Annotated in this window: 18 protein-coding genes and 1 other RNA gene; 5 read left to right on the top strand and 14 right to left on the bottom strand. The window is 63.8% G+C overall.

Annotation, left to right across the window (positions count from 1 at the left end; genetic code table 11):
• The first annotated feature begins 74 nt into the window (after positions 1-74).
• The 4 genes from C2138_RS03715 (at position 75) to C2138_RS03700 (ending at position 4,630) form a co-directional block, all read left to right on the top strand.
• Entirely contained in the window at positions 75-1,745 is a 1,671-nt protein-coding gene (locus C2138_RS03715) for an MDR family MFS transporter (protein WP_241961166.1), read from the top strand.
• A 10-nt stretch (positions 1,746-1,755) separates the two neighbouring features.
• Positions 1,756-2,220, top strand: a complete 465-nt coding sequence (locus C2138_RS03710) for a MarR family winged helix-turn-helix transcriptional regulator (RefSeq protein ID WP_158268847.1) — start codon at positions 1,756-1,758, stop codon at positions 2,218-2,220.
• 77 nt (positions 2,221-2,297) lie between these two features.
• Positions 2,298-3,926, top strand: coding sequence for an MDR family MFS transporter (locus C2138_RS03705; RefSeq protein ID WP_241961165.1), 1,629 nt, complete (start codon positions 2,298-2,300; stop codon positions 3,924-3,926).
• A gap of 35 nt (positions 3,927-3,961) precedes the next feature.
• Positions 3,962-4,630, top strand: a complete 669-nt coding sequence (locus C2138_RS03700; protein ID WP_108515633.1) for an IMPACT family protein — start codon at positions 3,962-3,964, stop codon at positions 4,628-4,630.
• 11 nt (positions 4,631-4,641) lie between these two features.
• On the opposite strand, the gene C2138_RS03695 is transcribed toward C2138_RS03700, so the two are convergent.
• From C2138_RS03695 to ftsE, 6 genes are all read right to left on the bottom strand, one after another.
• Positions 4,642-6,060: a pyridoxal phosphate-dependent decarboxylase family protein gene (locus tag C2138_RS03695; RefSeq protein ID WP_108515632.1), complete on the bottom strand. Its 1,419-nt coding sequence runs from the start codon at positions 6,058-6,060 to the stop codon at positions 4,642-4,644.
• Positions 6,061-6,110: 50 nt separating this feature from the next.
• Positions 6,111-7,385, bottom strand: coding sequence for an MFS transporter (locus C2138_RS03690; RefSeq protein ID WP_241961164.1), 1,275 nt, complete (start codon positions 7,383-7,385; stop codon positions 6,111-6,113).
• 112 nt (positions 7,386-7,497) lie between these two features.
• Positions 7,498-7,871, bottom strand: a transfer-messenger RNA (tmRNA) gene (gene ssrA, locus C2138_RS03685).
• A gap of 159 nt (positions 7,872-8,030) precedes the next feature.
• Positions 8,031-8,510 (bottom strand): SsrA-binding protein SmpB, encoded by a 480-nt coding sequence (smpB, locus tag C2138_RS03680; RefSeq protein ID WP_108515630.1) that lies wholly within the window; start codon positions 8,508-8,510, stop codon positions 8,031-8,033.
• A gap of 106 nt (positions 8,511-8,616) precedes the next feature.
• Positions 8,617-9,528, bottom strand: a complete 912-nt coding sequence (gene ftsX / locus C2138_RS03675) for a permease-like cell division protein FtsX (RefSeq protein WP_108515628.1) — start codon at positions 9,526-9,528, stop codon at positions 8,617-8,619.
• On the bottom strand, positions 9,525-10,262 hold the full coding sequence (gene ftsE / locus C2138_RS03670; RefSeq protein WP_108515626.1) for a cell division ATP-binding protein FtsE: 738 nt from the start codon (positions 10,260-10,262) through the stop codon (positions 9,525-9,527). The genes ftsX and ftsE overlap by 4 nt, the downstream gene beginning before the upstream one ends.
• A gap of 343 nt (positions 10,263-10,605) precedes the next feature.
• Between ftsE and C2138_RS03665 the strand changes: the two genes are divergently transcribed.
• On the top strand, positions 10,606-12,015 hold the full coding sequence (locus C2138_RS03665; RefSeq protein ID WP_108515625.1) for a hypothetical protein: 1,410 nt from the start codon (positions 10,606-10,608) through the stop codon (positions 12,013-12,015).
• A gap of 108 nt (positions 12,016-12,123) precedes the next feature.
• Here C2138_RS03665 and prfB read toward each other — a convergent pair whose 3' ends face one another.
• From prfB to C2138_RS03625, 8 genes are all read right to left on the bottom strand, one after another.
• Positions 12,124-13,233: a peptide chain release factor 2 gene (prfB, locus tag C2138_RS03660; RefSeq protein ID WP_108515623.1), complete on the bottom strand. Its 1,110-nt coding sequence runs from the start codon at positions 13,231-13,233 to the stop codon at positions 12,124-12,126.
• 179 nt (positions 13,234-13,412) lie between these two features.
• On the bottom strand, positions 13,413-15,182 hold the full coding sequence (locus C2138_RS03655; RefSeq protein WP_108515621.1) for an acyl-CoA dehydrogenase family protein: 1,770 nt from the start codon (positions 15,180-15,182) through the stop codon (positions 13,413-13,415).
• 90 nt (positions 15,183-15,272) lie between these two features.
• Positions 15,273-15,947 carry a TetR/AcrR family transcriptional regulator gene (locus C2138_RS03650; RefSeq protein ID WP_159078133.1) on the bottom strand — a complete coding sequence of 225 codons (675 nt, stop codon included), beginning with the start codon at positions 15,945-15,947 and terminating at the stop codon, positions 15,273-15,275.
• A gap of 54 nt (positions 15,948-16,001) precedes the next feature.
• A complete protein-coding gene (locus C2138_RS03645; protein ID WP_108515617.1) occupies positions 16,002-16,448 on the bottom strand; it encodes a pilus assembly protein TadG-related protein in 447 nt (148 codons plus the stop codon).
• A 2-nt stretch (positions 16,449-16,450) separates the two neighbouring features.
• Positions 16,451-16,918: a hypothetical protein gene (locus C2138_RS03640; protein ID WP_108515615.1), complete on the bottom strand. Its 468-nt coding sequence runs from the start codon at positions 16,916-16,918 to the stop codon at positions 16,451-16,453.
• Positions 16,893-17,303 carry a TadE/TadG family type IV pilus assembly protein gene (locus tag C2138_RS03635; RefSeq protein WP_277871917.1) on the bottom strand — a complete coding sequence of 137 codons (411 nt, stop codon included), beginning with the start codon at positions 17,301-17,303 and terminating at the stop codon, positions 16,893-16,895. Before C2138_RS03635 ends, C2138_RS03640 begins: the two co-directional genes overlap by 26 nt.
• Positions 17,304-17,519 (bottom strand): hypothetical protein, encoded by a 216-nt coding sequence (locus C2138_RS03630; RefSeq protein WP_108515613.1) that lies wholly within the window; start codon positions 17,517-17,519, stop codon positions 17,304-17,306.
• A 10-nt stretch (positions 17,520-17,529) separates the two neighbouring features.
• Entirely contained in the window at positions 17,530-18,363 is an 834-nt protein-coding gene (locus tag C2138_RS03625) for a type II secretion system F family protein (protein ID WP_108515611.1), read from the bottom strand.
• Positions 18,364-18,376: the final 13 nt, after the last annotated feature.

Below are 18,376 nucleotides of genomic sequence, written 5' to 3'. Positions count from 1 at the left end.
TCCCCGCAGATAGTTGACGATGGTCATCTAATGGCATATAGTTGACGCCTATCAACTTTCTCGACAGGACTACTTTGGATTCCTCCGCACCATCAGTCGACCAGCAGCGCACACCGCGCGAGATTCTGATCGCCCTCTCCGGGCTCATCATGGGCATGTTCGTCGCGGTCCTCTCCGGCACCGTCGTTTCGACCTCCATGCCGCGCATCATTGCCGACCTCGGCGGCGATCAGGCCGCCTACACCTGGGTGATTACCGCGAGCCTGCTGGCGACAGCCGTCTCAACGCCCATCTGGGGCAAGCTCAGCGACCTCCTCGATCGCAAGATGCTGCTGCAGGTCTCACTCATCCTCTTCGTTCTTGGCACGGTCGCGGCAGGTTTCGCACAGAGCACGCCCATGCTCATCGGCCTACGCGTCGTTCAAGGACTCGGCGCTGGCGGGCTCATGTCGCTAGTCTTCGTAGCCGTCGCGCTCATCATCAGCCCTCGCGAACGCGGAAAATACATGGGGCTGGTCGGCGGCATCATGGCGGTCGCCACGATCGGCGGCCCGCTGCTCGGCGGAATCATCACCGACTCACTCGGATGGCGCGCCAACTTCTTCATCGGCGTTCCCTTTGCCGTCGCCGCCATCGTCATCATTCACAAGACCCTGCACCTGCCCCCGACCACCCGAACCAAGGTGAGCATCGACTACCTCGGGGCCGTGCTTCTCACGGTGGGCGTCTCGGTGCTGCTCATCTGGGTCTCGATGGGCGGGGCGCAGTTCGAGTGGAGCTCGCTCGAAAGCTACCTCCTCATCGGCGGTGCGTCAGCCGCGCTGATCGCGTTCATCGTCACGGAGTTCCTAGTTTCCGAGCCCATCGTTCCCATGGCTCTCTTCAAGAACCGCACCTTCACCCTTGCGGTCGTCGCATCGATCGCCGTCGGCGTCGCCATGTTTGCGACCAGTGTGTTCCTCGCGCAGTACTTTCAGCTCGCCCGCGGCGCTAACCCCACGCAGTCTGGCCTCATGACCATCCCCATGGTCGTCGGCCAGATGGTCGCCTCGATCACCATTGGCCAGCTCATCAGTCGCTTCGGCAAGTGGAAGAGCTGGGTCGTCACAGGCTCCGTTCTTGTACTTATCGGCGTCTCCCTCATGGCAACCCTTCGCTACGACACCGACTTCGTTCTGGTCTCCATCTACATGGTCACCCTCGGCGCGGGCCTCGGCATGGTCATGCAGAACCTCACCCTCGCCGTGCAAAACGACACCCCCGTCGAGCAGCTTGGCGCTGCAAGCTCGAACGTCAACTTCTTTAGGTCCGTGGCCGGCACCATCGGCGTCACGGTCATGAGCAGCATCCTGGCAAGCCAAGTCACCTCGCGAATCTCGGGATCGCTGGCAACGTTCAAGCCGAGCTCGGAGGCAGAGATCGACGCACTCACGGGGCTGGCGACAGGCAACTTGCCCAACGTCGCGGAGCTGCCGCACCGCATTCGATTGATCGTCGAGGCAGCGTACGGCAGCGGAATTGCCGATGCGTTTCTCATTGCCGTGCCGCTGGCATTCATCGGGCTTATCGCCGTGATCTTCTTGCCCAACAAGGCGCTCTCCACCGCGGTTGCCGGCCAGACCTTGGCAGAAACAGCTGAAGAATCGGCAATTGACCTTGCCGAGGCTGAGATCGGCGCTGCGACCACAGGATCGATTGCCGTGATGACCACACGCGAGCAGGCGGTCGATCGCGATGACCGATAGCGTAACCACCATGACCGATGGCAGACCCACCACGACACAGGAGGAGAGCGATCGGGAGAACGGCATCGCCGAGGTTGAGGAATACCTCGGTGCACTGTTTCACCGCGTTCGACTGACCTGGAAGGAGGCGGCAGCCAGCATCCATCCCGAGCTCCAACCAGTGGGCTACCGCATCCTCGGCGCCGTCGTTCGCCTGCGCGAGACGACCGCCTACGCCTTGGCAGACCTCCTCGACACGGATAAGAGCGTGGTGAGCCGCCAGGTACGAATGCTCGAAGAGGCGCAGCTGGTCACCAGCCGTGCCGACGAAAAGGACGGCCGTGTGCGGGTTCTCTCGCCAACGCCCAACGCAATCGAGCGGGTTTCTGCGGCGAAAGCGCGGCAGCAGAGCAGACTCCGCGATGTGCTTCGCACTCAACCCGAGGCCGATGTGCGCGCCTTCGCCGGGATGCTGCGCCTCCTGAGTGAGTCCTAGCGCTCCGGCGGAGCCGAGACTCCGAACCGGGCCCCGAGCAGCCTGCAAATTAGTGCAGTCGTGTAACATTGCAGATCGTGCAAATAGATTCCGACACCGCTCCCTCGCAATCCGGGGAGCGTAAGGGCAGCCTCCTCCTCGTCTTCATCGGCCTCATGGTCGCCATGCTTCTGTCATCCCTGAGCCAGACCGTTCTGAGCTCGGCGATGCCCACGATGGTGGGTGAACTCGACGGGGTCGATCACATGCTGTGGGTCATGACGGCGTTCATGCTCTCCTCCACGATCGTCATGCCCATCTATGGCAAGCTAGGCGACCTCATGGGGCGCAAGAGCCTCATGATCGGGGCGATCTTGCTCTTTATGGCGGGGTCCCTCATCGGTGCCCTCTCCGTCGATATGAACATGCTCATCGGCGGTCGGGTCGTGCAGGGCCTCGGTGGCGGCGGGCTCATGATCCTGTCCCAGGCGATCATTGCCGACGTCGTGCCTGCCCGCGAGCGCGGCAAGTACATGGGCGTGATGGGCGCCGTCTTCGCCGTATCCTCCGTGGCCGGGCCGCTCCTCGGCGGCTGGTTCACCGAGGGAATCGGGTGGCGCTGGACGTTCTGGATCAACATGCCGCTGGGACTTCTCGCCCTCGCCGCCGCGGTCTTTCTGCTGCACTTGCCCAAGCGCGCCACAACATCCAAGCCCAAGATCGACGGGTGGGGCATGGCCTTCCTCGCCCTCACGACCACCTGCATCGTGCTGGTCGCCTCGTGGGGCGGCAAAGACTACGCATGGGATTCTCTTACGATCATCGGCCTGATCGCGGGTGCCGTCGTCGCCGCCGTGGTCTTTGTGTTGATCGAGCGCACGACGGCGGAGCCGATCATGCCCCTTCACCTGTTCCGCGAAGCGAACTTTAACCTCACGACCATCGCCGGACTGCTCACGAGCATCGGCATGTTCGGTGTCATCGGATATCTGCCCACCTACCTGCAGATGGCCTACGGCTCCACCGCCATGGAGGCTGGCATGCTCATGATTCCCATGATGCTCGCCCTGCTGCTCACCTCAATCGTCTCGGGCGCGCTCGTCAGCAAGCACGGGCGTTACAAGGTGATCCCCATTGTCGGCACCTTCATCGCCGCTGGCGGTCTTGCTCTGCTCGGCACGATCACGCCAGAGACCCCCGTATGGCTCTTCTGCATCTTCGTGGCGGTGATGGGAGTCGGCCTCGGCGCGAGCATGCAGATCCTGGTGCTCATCGTTCAGAACACCTTCCCTAACCGTGAGGTCGGCACTGCAACGGCGGCCAACAACTACTTCCGCCAGATCGGTGCATCACTCGGCGCTGCTGTGATCGGCAGCCTTTTCACGAGCCGACTCGTCACGGAGCTTGCCGACCGGCTTCCTTCTGGCGGCGGAGCGGGTTCCACCAACTCCCTCACCCCCGATATGGTGCACCGCTTGCCAGAGGCAGTGCAGGATGTCATCGCGCTCGCCTACAGCAGCGCCCTCACTCCCCTGTTCTTTGCCTTGGTGCCCGCCATGGTTCTCGCCGGCGTGCTGCTGTTCTTCGTCAAAGAGAAGCCGCTCGCCACGACGATTGAGCGGGATGTTATGCCCGAGGCCATTGCCGAGGGCCAGCTTCTGATCACATCGGACGAGCCGTCGGCGCATGACGCTGACGCCGAGGCTGACGCCGCTCCCCACCGCTAGCGAACGAGAGCCCTCCGACGCGAGAGAATGACGCTATGGCGGAGTTCACAGTGCGCGGAGGGCTCGGCGCTCGAGTCGATCACGAGATCGAAATCAAGCGCTCCCGTTTTCTCTGCCGCATCGTGCGGGTTGACACCGAAACGGCGGCGAGAGCTGTGATCGAGGATGCTCGGCGCGAGCACTGGGGCGCGCGCCATCACTGCTCAGCATTCATCCTGGGTTCCGCATCGCTGCCATCGCAGATTCGCCGGTCGAACGACGACGGCGAGCCCTCGGGAACCGCAGGTGCACCCATGCTCGAGGCCCTGGCCGGCCGCTCGCTCATCGACTGTGTCGCCGTTGTCACACGCTACTTCGGAGGGGTGCTCCTCGGAGCCGGCGGCCTCACCCGCGCATATTCAGACGCGGTGCTCTCCACGATCGACAGCGCCAAGGCCGAGGGCAGGCTCGTAGCCCGCGAACGCCGAGAGCTCTTTGCACTAGCCCTCTCGCACACCGATGCCGGGCGTATCGAGGCAGAACTTCGCCAGAGAGGTGTCACGGTGTTGGGCACCGACTATGGCACGCAGGCCGTTCTTCGGGTTGCGGGAGAGCGTGCACAGCTCGACCCGATCGTGGCCTCCGCAACCTCCGGCGCACGCCAGCTCGAGCCACTCGGCCACGAATGGATCGACGTCGACTGGGGCGACACCACGCAAGGCTAGGCCGAACAGGGCTAGGCCGGGCTCGACGCCGACTCCTCACCACCACGGGATGAGACCGCCGAGAGTGCCCTGGCCACAGCATCGACCGTGGCCACAACATCGTCGGGACCCGTGCGCCACGAACTCACGGAGAATCGGATCACGACCCTCTCTCGCCAGGCGCTGAGCGACGGCATGATCACGCCCTCCTCGATGATGGCGGCGAAGACCGCCCGAGTGTGGGCATCGCTCGCGCAGGCGCATGTCACCTGGCTATAGACAACATCGTTGAGCACTGTGACCCCGGAAAGCTCCCCGAGCCCCTGAGCAATCGCCTGGGCCGCTGCTACAAGCCCCTCAACCAGCTCGGCCACGCCATCCCGGCCCAGGGAGGCGAGCGCCGCCCACACGGGAACGCCCCGCGCCCGCCGAGAGAGTTCTGGCACGAGTTCGTAGGGGTCGACCGTCGACGCCGTGAGCAGATAGCTGGCATGAATTCCCATCGAAGCCCTCATCCTGGCGGCATCACTCACCACGGCGATGCCGCAGTCGTAGGGGGTGTTCAGGGTCTTATGAGCATCCGTTGCCCATGAATCGGCGCGTCCGAGCCCCGCCGTCAGATGAGCGAGAGTCGGGGTGGCCGCCGCCCAGAGTCCGAAGGCTCCATCAACGTGGACCCAGGCGCCCGCCCGGTGTGCCATCTCAACGAGCGACTCGAATGGGTCAAACGCGCCGGAATGGATGTTGCCCGCCTGCAGGCACACCACCGTCGGCATGTCCGGCGCCGTTGCGATGGCGCTCTCCAGCTCGCTCGGCAGCATTCTGCCCTGCTCGTCGGCCCCGATGCGGTCGGGAACTCCGAGGCCAAGGTAGCGAAGTGCTAGTTCCACCGAGCCGTGGGATTCCTCGCCCACGAGCACGCGGACGCCCGGAGACCCGACAAGACCACGCTGGGCGACATCCCACCCGCGCTCTGCGAGCACAGCATCCCGAGCAGCCGCAAGACATGTGAAATTGGCCATCGTGGCGCCGGTAACGAATCCGACGCCGGAGTCAGACGGCAGAGAAAGCACATCCAGAATCCATGCCGCGGCGATCTCCTCCGCAGCAACCACTCCCGGAGTTGAGTCTCGCATTCCGGCGTTTTGATCCCAGACCGAAACGAGCCAGTCTGCGGCTAGCGCCGCAGGCAGCGTTCCGCCCATGACCCAACCGTAAAAGCGCCCGGATCCGCTCGCCATGAGGCCGGGCTCGACGGCCGCCACAAGCCGGTCGACAACCTCGGACGTGGGAGCGCCGTGAGCGGCGAGCTGTCTGCCCAACCGCTCCGCCGCATCGTCGGCGCTTCCCGTGGCTGGCACCGCACGTTCCGGATAGACCGTGAGCCATCGCCGGGCATGTCCAAGAACAGCCTCAAGGGCGCCATCTGCGGGTTGCTGCCGCGCGTTCACACCGCAATGCTCATCCCCCCAGCGCACATCCGCAAGGGGCTTGCCCGCTCCTAGTTGTGGTGGTCAGCCTCAACCTCGTCGACTGGTTCGGCCGACTCCGAAACCGGCACTGCGGCCGAGGCCTCGGCGATGGCTCGGCGGCCGGCCGGCACCGTCACGGCCACAATGACGACAACGAGCATCAGCGAACCTGCCACGACGAGGAGAGATTCGACGCTGACCACATCGGCGAGCGGCCCGAACACGCCCATGCCAATGGGCATTGCCACGGCCATCACGATGCCCACGAAGCCGAACACCCGGCCCTGCTTCTCGGGTTCGACCTTCTCTTGCAGCAGCGTCATTGCCGGGGTTGAGAAGTACGGCACAGCGAGCCCAAAGATGAACATGAGTGCGAAGAAGACGTAGAGGTTTGTCGTGAGGCCCATGACCAAGGTGATGAGGGCGAAGGCCACCGAGGTGAAGATGATCATTCCCACACGGTTCTTGGTGCCGGCCCAGATCGCAATGAGAATGCCGGCGAGCAGCATTCCCACGCTGAACGAGAGCTCGAGCACCGTGAGCTTCCACACCTCTTCGCCGAACGTTCGAGCCACCATAAGCGGCGTGAGATACGAGGGCGCCGCTGCGAGCAGAAAGACAATACCGAACAGCAGCAAGAGCCAGCGGACGAAGGTGTGGTTGGCCACGTAACGCACGCCTTCAACGAGGTCAACGAAGTAGGGCACGTGCTCGTCGGACGCGCGGCGGATGGTGGCCACCGGCACCAGAATGAGCATGCCGATTCCGATCACGGCCGTAACGACGTCAACGAAGAAAATCGATACCAGCGACGCCGTCGCATAGAGCACACCAGCAACCGCCGGAGCAAGAAGCGCCATCGCCGATTGGATGGCGCCGTTGATTCCGTTGACCCGCATGAGCTGGTCTTGCGGTGTGATCTGCGGAATGAGTGCCGATACTGCGGGCATCTGGATTCCGGCCCCCGTCGACCGAATAGCCAGGGTCAGAAAGATCAGCCACAGGTCGTAGATGCCGAACATCATGAGAAGCGCTAGAGCCAGCGTGGTCAGCGCAATTGTGGCGTCCGCCAGAATGATGAGCATCTTGCGGTTCACACGGTCGGCCCACACTCCGCCGAAGATGGACATGATCGCCTGAGGCAAAAACCCGAACACCGCCGCGAGCGCCATGACGACACCCGACTTCGTTTCGAGCGTCAGATGCCACATCACGGCATACTGCACGAGCATCGAGCCAAAAAGGGAGACCGTTTGGCCCGAGAGAAAGAGGGCAACGTTTCGGCGCCACGTTCGGTCGGTCATGACACCCATTCTTCCCAGCCCCGCCGACATCGCCACGGCTTTCTCCGGCACGGTAAAGCATCCGCGCAAGGGACGACTCTGACAATAAACAACAACGCGCGACAGCACCCCATGGTGGAGATGCGGGGAATTGAACCCCGGTCCACTGCTGTGGTCATGTGCCTTCTACGGGTGTATCCAGCGAAAGCGTTCTACTCGGCTCCGGAATTTGCCACTGGCGGCTAAACCGACGAGCCCAGCCAGAGTGCAAGTCCCCCGTAGCCCTCAGGCGTAACTACGGAGCAATCTCTCTAGATGACGTCAGGATCCGGGTAGAGAGCATCCCCGGGCTGACGGACTTTTTAGTGCGCTCGCTTAGGCAGCGAGGGCGAAGTCAGTGCGTGATTTATTGGCACTTATAGTTTGCAGACATCGTTAACGAGATAAGCCTGCATCCTCGACCCGCTTCTCACAATTGCGCAGGCAATGTCGAAACCGATCATCCCCATGTTCACTCGTGAAGAGTTGGTACTGTCGCGCGCTGTTGAGTTGTCAATCTGCGCTCCATGAGCGCAGCAGTCAATACTACCCGGCGCAGCGCATCCGCGCTACATCGAGCGCTACATCACGCGCTAACCTCGCGCTGTCGTCGCGCGAACGCTGCCGCTACTCGCCGAGATGCTTGCGAGCAGACATCGCGCGGTCGGCCTCGCGATTATCTTGACGTTCACGGAGCGTCTGGCGCTTGTCGTACTCGCGCTTGCCCTTGGCCACCGCGAGGTCAACCTTGGCCCGGCCGTTGCTGAAGTAGATCGACAGCGGAACGAGTGTGTAACCACCCTGTTTCACCTTGTTATGGATCTTTACGATCTGTGCCTTGTGCAGCAGCAACTTGCGCTTGCGGCGAGGCGGGTGATTGGTCCAGCTTCCGCCCTTGTACTCCGGAATATGCACGGCATCCAGCCACGCCTCCCCGTGGTCGTCGATGAAGGCGTAGCCATCGACCAGGCTTGCCCGGCCAGCGCGCAGGGACTTGACCTCGGTGCCCGAAAGCACGAGACCAGCCTCATACGTATCCTCGATGAGGTAGTCGTGGCGCGCCTTTCGGTTAGTCGCGACGACCTTCTGGCCGGTCTCCCTGGGCACGATTCTCTCCAAAACTCTGAGCCCGCGAGCACGGGCAGCCCATCAGTCTAACGGCTGCCCTGCACGCGTGGTGACGAATCATCGTCATGGTGCAAGGAACGCCGGGTTAAACCTTGAGGTAGCGGCTGATCGCCACATTCGCCGAGATTCCGGCGAGCACAATACCTACCACCAGCAGGATCGGCGCAACCACGAGGGCCTCCGCGATTCCGACGAATGACGTCGACGCCATGAGGTCTGCCAGGTACCCCTGAACAAAGAACTGCACGACAGCCACCGTGGCAACCCCGGCCATGACGGCGCCGATCACCGCGGCGATCACGCCCTCGAGAATAAACGGGGTTTGAATGAACCGGTTCGATGCACCAACGAGCCTCATGATCCCCAGCTCTCGCCGTCGGCTAAAGGCGCTGAGGCGGATCGTCGTGGCAATCAGCAGCACAGCGGCCACGAGCATGAGGGCTGCGATTCCGATGGCCGTGTAACTCGCCGCGTTGAGTGCGTCGAAGATCGGGTCGAGATACTTGCGCTGATCGGCGACCTCGTCGACACCGGGCATGCCCGAGATGGTCTCGATGAGCACATCCGACTGGGTGGGGTCGACCATGTTCACCCAAAAGGTCTCGGGCAAGAACTCCGGAGTGATGAAGTTTGATTCGGCAGAATCGGTGAACTCGATGTACTTGTCGTAGGCCTCTTCATGCGTCTCGAACTCAACGTGCGAGACGAGGGGGGCGAGCTCTGCCGATTCAAGCTTGGCGGCTACCGCATCCTTCTGCTCCTGCGACGCTTCGGTGAGATTGCAGGCAGCGGATGCGGTGGTCGACGTGCACATATAGACCGCAACCTGGGCGCGGTCGTACCAATAGCCCTTCATTTCGCCGATCTGCATCTGAAGCAGGATGGCTGTGCCCACGAAGGTCAAGGAGATGAAGGTAACCAGAACAACGGAAACCACCATCGAGAAGTTGCGACGAAGGCCCTGGCCCACCTCCGACATGATCAAACCAAATCTCACAGCGATTCCCCCTGGTTCGAGGCCTGCGCCGTTTTCTGCACCGGGATTGCCTGGGTGAGGTATCCACCCTGGCGCTCGTCGCGCACGATCTGCCCGCCGACAAGCTCAATAACGCGGCGCTTCATCTGATCCACGATTCCGGCATCGTGGGTTGCCATGATCACGGTGGTTCCGCTCTGGCTGATGCGCTCAAGAAGAGTCATGATGCCCGCGCTGGTCGCGGGGTCGAGGTTTCCTGTCGGCTCGTCAGCGAGCAGAAGGGCGGGCCGGTTGACGATAGCGCGCGCAATGGCGACGCGCTGCTGCTCGCCACCAGAAAGTTCGTGTGGGTAGCGACTGGTCTTGCCCGCCAGACCGACCATCTTGAGTACGTCGGGGACGGCCTCCTGGATGAAGCCCTTCGACTTGCCAATCACCTGAAGCGAGAAGGCGACGTTGTCGAACACCGTCTTCTGGGGCAAAAGTCGGAAGTCCTGAAAGACCACACCGAGATTGCGGCGAAAGTAGGGAACCTTGCGGCTCGAGAGCCGGCCGACGTTGTGTCCGAGAACGTGAATCTCGCCCTTGGTCGGGTTCTCCTCTTTAAGGATGAGGCGCAAAAAGCTCGACTTGCCGCTGCCGGATGCGCCGACAAGAAATACGAACTCCCCCCGCTGAATTTCGAGGGTCACCGAGTTGAGGGCGGGCCTCGTGGTGCCGGCGTAGAGCTTAGTTACCTGATCAAATCGAATCATGACGTCACGAGCCTAAGCACGGGAGGGTGTTATGCGGGGCAGCGACAGGCGGCGGGTCGCATCCGTATGCCGCAACCCTTATTGACCTGTAGACAACCAACAACCGTGAGGCCACGAGAACCGCTCAGTTTGACGAAGGTTACACACATTTGAAGGGCCATATGAGGCGACTAAAGACGCTGCTAGATTCGGCCCAATTGACCGAACACGACGCTCCCTCAATCCCCGGCAACGGAGCCCCATCTGAGGGAGAGCACCCGCGCAGCCGCTCCAGCACAGTTTCACCACAGCCCAGGTTGTGCGGCCAGCGTCGTGCCCGGATCCCGACAAAGGAGTCAGCTGCATGTCCGGTTCTGCCCACACCATGTCCGCGCGGCGCGACAACACCTCAAAGGTTGTCATCGCCGTGCTATCCATTCTCCTCATCGGCCTCCTGGCCTTCTTCTTTATGACCACCGACAAGCTCGCCGCCGGAGCTAACCAGCTCGCAACGGGCGCCGATACGGCCCGCGATGGTTCGGTCAAGCTTGTCGATGGCGCGACAACCCTGCACACGGGGACCGGCACGCTCAAGGACGGCGCCGCCTCCGCCAAGGAGGGAGCATTCAAGCTCTCCGCCGGGGCGACCTCCGCCAAGGAGGGTGCCGACAAGGTCGCAGCGGGCGCCGCGAGCGCGAGCGCCGGTGCCACGTCACTGGCCCAGGGCGCTAACAAGCTCTTCGCGGGAGCGAGCACGCTCAACCAGGGCGCAGCCTCCGCAGCCTCCGGTGCCGCCACCCTTGCTGCGGGCGCGTCCGACGCCAATGTTGGGGCTGCCAAGGTCAACGCGGGTGCGGCTGAGCTCGCTGCAGGTTTCAACGCGCCGGATGCCACGAATCTGACCCCGACGCAGAGCGCAAAGCAGCTCCAGGAGGGAGCGGCAGCAGTCAACGTTGGACTTGGGCAGCTCGCGACTGGCGTGGACGACGCGCGAATTGGCGCGGAGGCCCTTCGAGACGGCCTGGCCCGACTCGCGGCAGTCTTCGGACCGGGGTCACCGTATGCGGGTACAGCCTATGCAGACGGGTACAACAACCTCGTTCTGGGGGCCGACAGGCTCGCCGGCGGACTCGACGACCCGCTGACGACGGCGCCCAATGACCCCTACGGCCTCAAGAAGGCCGACCTGGGTGCGGAGGTGCTCACTGCCCCCGGCGCTATGCCTGCGGTCGCTGCGGGCACCACGAAGATCCACGCGAGCATCGCGAGGGCTGCGGTCGGATCCAGTGAGCTCTCGGCCGGAGCCGCGTCCCTCGCAGCGGGCACGAGCAAGCTCTCCATCGGAGCATCTTCTCTCGCTGAGGGCACCGCGAAGGTTGCCGCTGGTGCCGGCACGCTCTCCACCGGCGGGGCGAGCCTCGCAACCGGCGCTAACAACCTCAACAGCGGTCTGCAGACCCTCTCCACCGGTGCGGGCGACCTCGCTGCTGGGGCCAACACCCTCTCCACGGGTGCTGCGAGCCTGGCCGAAGGCAACGGCACCCTGGCCGAGGGAGCCGAGAAGCTCAACGCCGGAGCCAAGACGCTCAGCGAAGGCATGACCGACCTCGGTGACGGCAACGAGAAGATCGCTGCCGGATCGGGCGAACTCGCCGCGGGTGCGCAGAGCGTCTCCCCCGCATCGCTGCTGCCGATCGTGCTCATCGTGCTGGCGCTGCTCGTGGCTGCCACGATCGCCTGGCTCGTGGTGCGCCGCCAGGTGGTTCGCCACTAAGTAGTTCGCCAGTAAGCGGTTCGATAGCTCAGAATGATGGCCCGCACCGAAAGGTGCGGGCCATCATCCGTTAAAGAAGTCGAATCCCCGATGGGGTCGCTGCGGGGCCTAGCTTTCGACCGCGCGCTTGCGCCAGCGGATGCCCGCCGTGATAAATCCGTCGAGGTCGCCATCAAACACATTGGAGGGGTTTCCCACCTCGTATTCGGTGCGCAGGTCCTTGACCATTTGGTAGGGCGCGAGCACATAGCTGCGCATCTGGTCGCCCCAGCTCGCCGTGATGGTGCCCGCGAGCTCCTTCTTCTGAGCCGCCTCCTGCTCCTTCTGCACGAGCAGAAGACGCGACTGCAGCACGCGCATCGCAGCGGCCCGGTTCTGGATCTGGCTCTTCTCGTTCTGCATCGACACGACGATGCCGGTCGGGATGTGTGTGAGGCGAACAGCGGAGTCTGTCGTGTTGACCGACTGCCCGCCAGGGCCACTTGAGCGGAACACATCCACCCGAATCTCGTTCTCGGGGATCTCGATCGACTCCGTCTCCTCCATGAGGGGAATCACCTCGACCGCCGCAAAGCTCGTCTGGCGCTTGCCCGCCGCCCCGAACGGGGACATGCGAACGAGTCGGTGTGTTCCCGCCTCGACGCTCAGCTTGCCGAAGGCGTAGGGAGCATCGAATTCGATCGTGGTCGACTTGATTCCCGCCTCCTCCGCATAGCTCGTGTCGAGCACGCGTGCGGGAATGCCAGCCTTCTCGGCGTAGCGGAGGTACATGCGCTGCAGCATCTCGGCGAAGTCGGCGGCGTCGACGCCCCCGGCACCGGAGCGGATGGTCATCACGGCAGCACGGGAATCCCACTCGCCGTTGAGCAGCGTCTGCACCTCAAGCTCGCCGAGCACCCGCTGAATGTCGCGAAGCTCTTTGTGGACCTCGGCCGCGGCATCCGCATCGCCTTCTTCGTTGGCGAGTTCGACCATGATCTCGATGTCGTCGAGGCGCTGCTTGAGGCCCTTGATCTTGGCCAGCTCTGCCTGGCGGTGACTGAGCGCGCTCGTCACCTTTTGCGCAGCGGCGGGGTCGTCCCACAGATCGGGAACACCGGCCTGCTCGCTGAGAGTGGCGATATCCGCTGTGAGCCGATCGACGTCGACCACCGCCGTGATTTCGGTAAACGTGGCACGAAGGGTCGCGACCTGCGCGGAGATATCAAGCTCATCCATTGTGATACCAGCCTACCCGGCGCACTGGGGAGCAGGTGAGGGGCGGCAGCCGGATGCCTGACCCTCTCGCATCAGGGCCTCAGCGCGCCAGAAAACGGCTCGCCGCGCCCCATGATTGGGGCGCGGCGAGCCGGCAAGGGGTGCGCCGAACGGCACGCCGCTCGCGCATCAGGCTTGCGTTAGAACTTGTCCTCGCTCAGCGCGAACAGGTCGCGAGCGCCCGCCGTAGCGGCACTCAGCAGTCCGCTCGACTGCGGCAGAAGCTGCTCGGCGTAGAAGCGCGCAACCGCGAGCTCGTCTGCCGCCCGCTCGGCGTTGGGGAGCTTGCTCGCGGCGAGCGCACCCTTAGCCAGCAGCCAGCCCGCCGTGACGACGCCCCACATGCGCTGGTACGGCGTCGAACCCGCGAGCACCGCGTTGGGGTCTGACATGCCGGTGCGCAGCATCCATCCGGTGGCCTTCTCCAGTGCCGTGAACTGACGAGCAAGCTCCTCGCGAATAGAGGCAAACTCGTCGCCGGCCTCCGCCAGAAGCGGCTCGATCTCGCGCATGCTGGCAATGAACTCGAGGAACGACGACCCGCCACGCACGGGCATCTTGCGACCGACAAGGTCTGCGGCCTGGATACCGTTGGTGCCCTCATAGATCGCCGCGATACGAATGTCGCGGTAGTGCTGCGCCACACCCGTCTCCTCGATAAAGCCCATGCCGCCGTGGATCTGCACCGCGAGCGAGGTGAGTTCGTTGCCGAGATCGGTGCCGAACGATTTGGCGATCGGCGTGAGCAGCCCCACTATTTCGTCTGAGCGCACGCGGGTCGCCTCGTCGGGCGAGTTCGTGCTGATGTCGGTGTGCACCGCGGTGAGCAGCAGCAGACGACGGAGCCCAGCCAGGTAGGCCTTCTGCGTCATCAGCATGCGGCGAACATCCGGGAACTCGATGATCGCTGAGTCGCGGCCCGTGACGCCGATTGCCTTGCCCTGGATGCGATCCTTCGCGTACTGCACCGACTGCTGGTAGGCGCGGTCGGCCACGGCGAGACCCTGCATACCCACCGAGAGGCGGGCGCTGTTCATCATGACGAACATGATGCGCATTCCCTTGTTCTCTTCGCCGATGAGGTAACCGGTGGCGTTCTCGTACGCCAGAACGCAGGTTGGGGAGCCGTGGATGCCCATCTTGTGTTCGAGAGAGACGGTCTCGACGCCATTGCGCTCACCGAGCGACTCGTCGTCGTTGACCATGACCTTGGGCACAATGAAGCACGAAATGCCCCTGGTTCCCTCGGGCGCACCCGGGGTGCGGGCGAGCACGAGGTGCACAATCTGGTCGGCGACGTCGTGGTCGCCCCAGGTGATGAAGATCTTCTGGCCGGTGATCGCATACGTGCCGTCACCGTTGGGCACGGCACGGGTGGTGAGCGCCCCAACATCGGAGCCAGCCTGCGGCTCCGTGAGGTTCATGGTGCCCGTCCACTCGCCGCTGATCATCTTGGGCAGGTAACGCTGCTTCTGCTCGGGGCTGCCGTAGTGCATGAGCGCGTCGATCGCGCCGTGCGTGAGCAGCGGGCACAGAGAGAACGCCATGTTGGAGGCGAGCATGAACTCCTGGATGCCGAGCCCCACTGTGCGGGGGAATCCGCCGCCGCCGAACTCCTCCGAGAGGGCAACGCCGCTCCACCCGGAGTCGACGAACTGTTTGTAGGCCTCCTTGAACCCCGTCGGGGTCTTGACGGTGCCGTCGGGCTGGCGTTGGGCTCCTTCGAGGTCTCCAACGCGGTTGGTCGGGGCGATAACCCCGGCCATGAACTCCCCACACTCGGCAAGGACCTCGACGACAGTGTCGAAGTCGGCGTGCTCGAAGCCGGGGAGCTGGGCGACATCTCGGTATCCCACGACGTGCTCGAGGGCAAAAGCGAGATCAGACAGAGGTGGTGTGTAGTTGGTCACGTCGCGACGCTACCGCTGCCCCATACCGGTGGCACGGATGTTGTGGCCGACCGCCAAACCGGATGCGAGTGGCCACTGCTTTGTTGTGTCTCATCTCGGCGAAGCGGATGGGGCGGCGTCCGGTCGACGCGTGCGCAGCCAGTCGACGAACTCGTTATCGGGCAGCGGTGAGGGCACCAGGTGCGGATCGGGAGTGGGCCCGAGCCCTTTGAGCAGGAGTTCGAGGTGGCGGCGAGCGAGGTCGCGGCCGCGGCCTGGCTGCAGCCGGGCTACGTCACTCACCGAGTGGGTGAGCACCGGCACATCCGTTGCGGTGAAGTCCTCGCGCAGCGAACCTTCGGCCTTGGCTTTCTCCACGAGGTCGGTGAGCAGGGGCTCGACTCGCTCTCGGAGGTGCCTGCCGGTGGTGTCCGCGCGTTCATAGATCATCTCTGAGACCGCCCGGTTCTGGGATTGAGCGTCGACGAAGAACCGCATCACCTCGCAGAGGCCCTCCCAGGCCGTCGGACGGGAACTTCGCTCCGTGACGATCTCAATGATTGTGCCGATCCTGTGCTCGAAGATCGAGTTAATGAGTCCGGCCTTCGACCCGAAATGGCGGTAGATGGTGCCGACCCCGACTCCCACAGCCAGGGCGATGTCGTCGACCGACGCGTCAAGCCCTCGGTCGGCGAACACCTCTTCTGCCGACTCGAGGATGCGCAGTCTGTTGCGTAGGGCATCGCTGCGCAGCGGCTTGGTTCGCTCCTCTTTGGGCGTGGACATGTCGGTCATTCTACGAACCGTTTTCTCGCTCATCGCGTGTGACGGCGTCTCGCGTCAGCCGATGACGCTGCGGGCGTTCGCCTCGACCTCGATGCGGAGCCCCTCGGGGACAAGGAGCGACAGCATGGGAGGCCGCCAGTACGCCGAGAGGGCGACCGTCGCGCCGCGACCGTCGACGGGCTCGGCTCTCTCAACCGCAAGATTCTCAAAGGTGTGCGGCACAGCCGCAAGATAGTCGTTGACGGCGGTCGCTACATCCGCCTGCGTGAGTGTTACCCGAGGTCCAGTAGTCGAGGACGCGATCTGGGTGAGGTCGAAGGCTTCAGCACCGACGAGCGCCGCCCCGTCGGCGAGGGAAAGCAGGCGTTTCCGTTCCAGATAGAGGGAGCTGGCCGCCGTGATGAGCAGGACCAGCGTGAGACTCAGCATCGAATAGAAAATCGTGAGCAGCAGGGTCGACCCTGTTTCGCTGCGCAGGGTGAGCAGCGTGCTCGGCTGCATCGTCACGGCACCTGAGCGAAGCGCGACACCTGCTGCGTGGCGCTCGCCTCCATCGGCACCGCGAGCGGCGCTGCGACGCTCAGCGCTTGCGGCACGAAAGGCATCGGCACCGTCACACTCACAAGAACGGTGACGGTACCCGACCTCGTGAGGCACCGCGACGGATCGGGGGAACAGACAACCGTGACCATGGATCCTGCGGATTCGAGTCCGTGGTCCGCGAGGGCAAACTGGACCGCCTGCTGGGCACGAGATTCGGCTGACGCCTGATCCCCCGCCTCTACGAACACCCTGGCTGCCTGGCGGGCGGCTCCTTCCACAGCGAACGAGCCGGCCTGGAGCGCCCCGAGCGCGAGCACGAGATAGACGAGAGGGACGAGCAGCAACACTCCTGCGGAGATGAACTCAAGGGAGGCTGACCCCGCCTGCTCGCGGGAGAGGGTGTCAATCCAGCGTTTCCAGCGCCGCATGGCCCCTCACCTCCAGAACGGTATCCGGCCCGATGAGCCCGATCAGCGGCAACGGCGCGCTCACCGTGACGACTGCGGCCGGATGGCCCAGGTAGGTCGTTGAGGCCACGGTCACGTTTCTTGCATATGCCGGGCCGACGGCGGCGGTGATGAGCGACTCGGTGCGCTCAACCCCCTCCGCAAGCGAGTTGTCTGCTAGTGCCGCATAGCGCGCTCCCTCGGCCGCAGCATCCTGAACGGTGTTACGAACATGGAGAACCAACGCCAATTGCATGACGGACAGAGTGAGAAGGGTGAGAAGCGCGCTCACCATGACAAACTCAGCCGGAGCAGAGCCCCGGTCAGCGCCGAGGCACGCCCATCGACCATGGGCACCGGTTGCCACTCAAAAACCGCTCACTCGTTGAATCGCCTGCTCGAATACCGAGCTCAGAGCGGGCCCGGCAAGCGACCAGATGATGATGACGAGTCCGGCCGTCATGAGCGTGATGAGCACCCAGCCCGGAACGTCACCGCGCTCGGAACGAGACGCGAGAACCGCAGTGGCACGCACTCGTGCGTAACGCTGGCGAAGGGTGGGAATTGCAGACGAGAGGGTCATGGTCCGACTTTCAGAATCCGACCTGGAGCACGAACACCCCAGGAAATATGGCGAACAGAATGGTGGTGGGCAGAATCAGAAACACGAGCGGGATGAGCATTGCGACCTCCTTCTTGCCCGCCACTTCGAGCAGGTGGCGTTTGGTGTCGTCGCGCGCATCCTGGGCCTGCGCCCTCAGCACTTCGGCGAGGGGCGACCCTCGTTCTAGCGCGATGGTGAGTTGGTCGACGCACCGGGTGAACGCCGGGAGTTGAAGCTCGCGCGCGCACCGGTCGAGAGATGAGGCCAGGGGCAACCCCGTCGATACCTCGGTGAGTACCGCTGAGAGCTCGTGCGATAGTTCCCCCGCGCTCACCCGTGACACCCGGCGGATCGCATCAACGACTCCCTCCCCCGCCGAGAGGCTCAGGGTGAGGAACTCGAGAATGAGCGGAAGCTCAGCCGAGAGGCGCGCCATTCTTCGGTTAGCTCGTCGTTGGAGCACGTAGTCGCATGCAAGGAGACCCGCCACCCCGCCCACCGCGGCGGCAGCGATCACGACGATGCCGGGGACGCTGGCAAGTCGAGTCCACGCAATCGCGGCGATGCAGAACGTCACCGCTCCGACCAGCACCCCCACCAACTGGCGTGACCTGTACGCCTCAACGCTCAGCCCCGAACCTGCCTGGCGGAGACGCAACTCGAGGACGGAGGTTCCACCGAGAACGGAGGAGAGCCCGTGCCTCAACACCGCGAACGCTGGGCTGATGATCGCCGCCCAGACCGGAACGGGGTCGGAGGACCGCCGGGCGACCAAGCTGCGCGCGCCCTCCGAGACGTCGGCGAGGTAAGGAGCAACCCGCATCGCCAACCTCGGC

Source organism: Salinibacterium hongtaonis, from assembly GCF_003065485.1.
Lineage (GTDB): Bacteria > Actinomycetota > Actinomycetes > Actinomycetales > Microbacteriaceae > Homoserinimonas > Homoserinimonas hongtaonis.
This window is presented reverse-complemented; position numbering and strand designations above follow the sequence as displayed.

Coding starts and splice junctions, on each gene's coding strand:
- C2138_RS03710 (WP_158268847.1), top strand. CDS start 1,756: ATGACCGATGGCAGACCCACCACGACACAGGAGGAGAGCGATCGGGAG.
- C2138_RS03700 (WP_108515633.1), top strand. CDS start 3,962: ATGGCGGAGTTCACAGTGCGCGGAGGGCTCGGCGCTCGAGTCGATCAC.
- C2138_RS03690 (WP_241961164.1), bottom strand. CDS start 7,385: ATGACCGACCGAACGTGGCGCCGAAACGTTGCCCTCTTTCTCTCGGGC.
- ftsE (WP_108515626.1), bottom strand. CDS start 10,262: ATGATTCGATTTGATCAGGTAACTAAGCTCTACGCCGGCACCACGAGG.
- C2138_RS03665 (WP_108515625.1), top strand. CDS start 10,606: ATGTCCGGTTCTGCCCACACCATGTCCGCGCGGCGCGACAACACCTCA.
- prfB (WP_108515623.1), bottom strand. CDS start 13,233: ATGGATGAGCTTGATATCTCCGCGCAGGTCGCGACCCTTCGTGCCACG.
- C2138_RS03650 (WP_159078133.1), bottom strand. CDS start 15,947: ATGTCCACGCCCAAAGAGGAGCGAACCAAGCCGCTGCGCAGCGATGCC.
- C2138_RS03645 (WP_108515617.1), bottom strand. CDS start 16,448: ATGCAGCCGAGCACGCTGCTCACCCTGCGCAGCGAAACAGGGTCGACC.
- C2138_RS03640 (WP_108515615.1), bottom strand. CDS start 16,918: ATGCGGCGCTGGAAACGCTGGATTGACACCCTCTCCCGCGAGCAGGCG.
- C2138_RS03630 (WP_108515613.1), bottom strand. CDS start 17,519: ATGACCCTCTCGTCTGCAATTCCCACCCTTCGCCAGCGTTACGCACGA.
- C2138_RS03625 (WP_108515611.1), bottom strand. CDS start 18,363: ATGCGGGTTGCTCCTTACCTCGCCGACGTCTCGGAGGGCGCGCGCAGC.